Genomic DNA, 4,177 nt, shown 5'->3' on the forward strand with positions numbered 1-4,177 from the left:
CAGACCTATGACCGGGTGCTGAGCACCAAGTCCGAACCGACGCTGCTGGCCCTGCTTGCGATCGTGGCGTTCCTGTTTCTGATCATGGGCGTGCTCGATTGGTCCAGGAGTCGCCTGCTCACCCGCCTGGGCGCCAATTTCCAGGATCGCCTCGACAAGCGCGTCTTTCAGGCCATGCTCAAGAAATCCTCGACCGATCACGAGGTCGACGAGAATACCGGCTCGGGACAGCAGTTGCGCGACCTCGAAGCGATGCGGCGCTTTTACGGGTCTCCGCTGTTCGCGGCGCTTTTCGATGCACCCTTTGCACCCATCTTCCTGATCGGCCTGAGCCTTTTCCACCCATATATAGGGATGTTCGCCTTTGCCGGTGGCATGATCCTGATCCTGACGGCCGTGGCGAACCAGTATGTCACCAAAACCAGTTCGGTCAAATCGGCTGTGGCAAGCTACAAGTCGGATCGCTACTGCGACCAGTTGCAGAACGAGGCCGAGACGATCCGCAGCCTCGGGATGCAATCCAACGCCTTCGCGAAATGGGCCGAGGCGCGCAAAAAGGCGCTGGAGCAGAACGTGCGGGCCTCGGATCTGGGCGGGAATTTCTCGGTCCTGTCGCGCGTTTTCCGGTTGTTTCTGCAATCGGCCATCCTTGGCCTCGGCGCCTGGCTGGTACTGCAGGGCGAGATCACGCCCGGCGTCATGATCGCCTCATCGATATTGCTTGGCCGTGCCCTTGCGCCGGTCGAGACCGTCGTCAACCAATGGGGCGCGGTGCAACGGACCAAGCGCGCGTGGGAAAACCTTGCGTCTCTGCTGTCGGAAATCCCCGAAGAGCGCAGCCTGATCGATCTTCCGCGACCCGAGGCCAGGCTCAAGGTGGAGCAGATCACCGTCATGCCACCCAAGAGCACGGTTTCGACCCTCAAAAAGGTCAGCCTCGAGATCGAGCCCGGCATGGCCGTTGGCGTGATCGGACCGAGCGGATCGGGCAAGTCCACCCTGGCACGGGCAATCACCGGGCTGTGGCCGCTTGCCGGGGGCAAGATCACGCTCGACGGTGCCCCGTTGCACCAGTACGACCCCGAGACGCTTGCGCAGTATATCGGGTACCTGCCCCAGCGGGTGACCCTGTTCGATGGCACCGTGGCCGAGAACATTGCCCGGCTGGCCCAGAGTTTCGATTCCGCCCGGGTGGTCGCCGCGGCGCGCAAAGCGGCTGCGCATGAGATGATCCTGGGCCTGCCACAGGGCTACAACACGCCCGTTCACACGATCGGCACACAGCTTTCGGGCGGGCAGATTCAGCGGATCGCACTGGCGCGCGCGCTCTTTGGTGATCCGGTTTTTCTTGTGCTGGACGAGCCGAATTCCAATCTCGACAACGAAGGCTCCATGGCCCTCAACGAAGCGGTCGTGGCCATGAAGGAAGCGGGCGGCGCGGTTTTGATCATGGCGCACCGGCCCGCCGCCATCAAGGAATGTGATTACCTGCTTGTTCTCGAGAACGGTCTCGTCAAGGCATGGGGACCAAGAGAGAAGATCATGTCGGAGATGCTGTCAAATGTCCGTGTCATCCGCAAGACGGTGGCCACGTCCGCCGGGGGTGGGCTGGCATGAGCGCGCGGCCGAGAGGGCGATTTTCGTCACGCCTGCCGTATGTGGTTGGGCTGGGCGCTGTGGCCCTTCTGGTTTTCGGTGCCGTGGGCTGGGCCGTGAATGCGCAGATCGAGGGCGCCGTGATCGCGCCGGGGCAGATCGTGGTGGACCGGAACCGGCAGGCTGTTCAGCATCGGGATGGCGGCATTGTCGACGAGGTGCTGATCCGGGAAGGAGACACCGTTGTCGAGGACCAGGTGCTGATCCGCCTTGATCCGACAGACGCCCTGTCGGAACTGGCCATCGTCGAAAGCCGGCTCTACGAGCTGATGGCCCGGCGTGGCCGTCTCGAGGCAGAGCGTGACGGCGCCGAAGAAATCCGTTTCGATCCCAAGCTGCTCGCCATAAGTGCGACGACCCCGGAGGTCGCCGAGCTGATCGAAGGACAGACACGGCTTTTCGAGGCACGGCGTGAAACCCTGCAGCAGGGCGAATCCCAGATGCGCAATCAGCAGGTGCAGCTCAAGAACCAGATCGACGGCATTGATGCCCAGATGGTTGCAAGCGAGCGCCAGATCGTCCTGATCGGCGAAGAGACAGTCACGCAACAGAGCCTGCTGGATCGCGGGCTGACGCAAACCGCGCGCGTGCTGAATCTCAGGCGCGAGGATGCCCGTTTGTCCGGTCTCCAGGGCGAGCTGGTGGCGCGCCGCGCCCAGGCCATGGAGCGTTATTCGGAGATTGACATCGAACTCCTCGGGCAGAAGGCGCAGCGCCGCGAAGATGCCATCGCCATGTTGCGTGACATCCTGGTCAACGAACTGGAGAATCGCGAAAGACGCGAGACCCTGCTCACCCGTCTGGAGCGGATGGAGATCCGCGCGCCGGTCGCGGGGATCATCTATAACCTGCAGGTTTTCGGCCCACGCTCCGTGGTGACGCCGGCCGAGCCGCTCATGTTCCTCGTTCCCCAGGACCGCCCGCTCGTGATCGAGGCACGCGTGAATGTGGTCGATGTGGACAAGGTCGCGTCACGGCAACCGGTCAGCCTGCGGTTCCAGGCTTTCAGCATGCGCGATACGCCGGACCTCATGGGCGAGGTGATGCGGATCTCTCCCGATTCTTTCGAGGATCAGGCCACGGGTCGTTCCTATTACCGGGTCGAGATCGCGCTTTCGCCAAGCGAGTTGGACAAGCTTGGGCCGGATCAGATCCTGATCCCGGGAATGCCGGTCGACTGTTTCATTCGAACAGGCGAGCATACGCCATTCGCTTACCTGACAGAGCCGCTGATCAATTACCTTTCCCGCGCCATGCGTGAATCCAGTTGATCGCATTCCTGTCGGTACAGGGGCGTGGCGCACGGATGGGCGACCCTTCAATTGCAGAAAGCCAGAGCAGATCGAAAAAGCCCCGGCCAGTCGCATGCTCGACCGAAGAAATTCGCAGCGGGTCTCATTTCCTTTGAAACCCGACCAGAGTCGCAATGTCATTTTGTGAAATTCACTCCGACCCGGTGCGAAACATGAAAATACCTTGCCTGAGGTTGAATTCAAAAACTCCAATGCGTTATTTTCAATATTGTTTCTACCTATAGGGTAGCAAATTTTCGCATTACTGCCCTCAAATGGGGATACTCCGCAAACCCCACGAGTGTTCAAGTCATAGTGAGGCCGACTCATGAGGAATCGGCTCTCTGAATGCCGGCGGACGAGTGCATTCTCAAATCCGGCAACACATTGAACTTTCATTTTTGGGGGTAAACACCATGAGTAAGACATCATTTCAACAAGCGTGGAACCTGGTTGGCGGTTTCACCTGGCTCGGTGGCACACCGAACAGCGACAACGGGGCCTTCGACGACACGACCAACCGGGGCAGGGCTCTGGGTGGCGATGACCACGTCAAGGGAAATTCAAACGACAACGTGATCCATGGGAATGGCGGCAATGACCTCCTTCGCGGGATGGAAGGCGATGATTACCTCTGGGGTGGCAATGGCAACGACATCCTTTTGGGTGACGAAGTCAACGGCCCGGCCGGCAATGACCAGCTGGACGGCGGCACCGGCGAGGATGTTCTGGCCGGCGGCGCCGGTGACGACAAGTTGTATGGCGGCGATGACGACGATCTCCTGATCGGCGGCTCCGGCGACGACTACATGGATGGCGGCTCCGGTAACGACGTCGTCCTTGGCGGTTCCGATGACGACAAGATCAGAGGCGCTCATGGCGATGACGTTCTGGTTGGCCAATCCGGCGATGACAAGATTTACGGCGGAAAGGGCGACGACTTCATGATCGGCGGCGAAGGTGACGATTCACTCTATGGTCAGGCCGGCCATGACGTGATCGCCGGCAATGCGGGCCATGACTATATCAATGGCGGCGGCGGCTGGGACTGGCTGCACGGTGGATCAGGCGACGATACCATTCGTGGTGGCGGCGGTCGTGATACGATCTTCGGCGGCGACGGCGACGACGCGCTTCTCGGCGAGCGCGGCCATGATCTGATCTCCGGCGGTGACGGCGAAGACAACATCCAGGGCGGCGCGGGTGACGACACGATCCATGGCGGCGAC

At 61.0% G+C, this 4,177-nt stretch carries 3 protein-coding genes; all 3 read left to right on the top strand.

Translation table 11 applies throughout. The annotated features are described in order from the left end of the window. The coding region (locus ACESL9_RS17270; RefSeq protein ID WP_372614801.1) for a type I secretion system permease/ATPase at positions 1 to 1,617 on the top strand (1,617 nt) is incomplete at its 5' end. After that, positions 1,614 to 2,927 (top strand): HlyD family type I secretion periplasmic adaptor subunit, encoded by a 1,314-nt coding sequence (locus ACESL9_RS17275; RefSeq protein ID WP_372614803.1) that lies wholly within the window; start codon positions 1,614 to 1,616, stop codon positions 2,925 to 2,927. The genes ACESL9_RS17270 and ACESL9_RS17275, both read left to right, overlap by 4 nt. Before the next feature lie 383 nt (positions 2,928 to 3,310). Then, the coding region (locus tag ACESL9_RS17280) for a calcium-binding protein (RefSeq protein WP_372675327.1) at positions 3,311 to 4,177 on the top strand (867 nt) is incomplete at its 3' end.

Source organism: Aquicoccus sp. (genome assembly GCF_041686535.1).
GTDB lineage: Bacteria > Pseudomonadota > Alphaproteobacteria > Rhodobacterales > Rhodobacteraceae > Aquicoccus.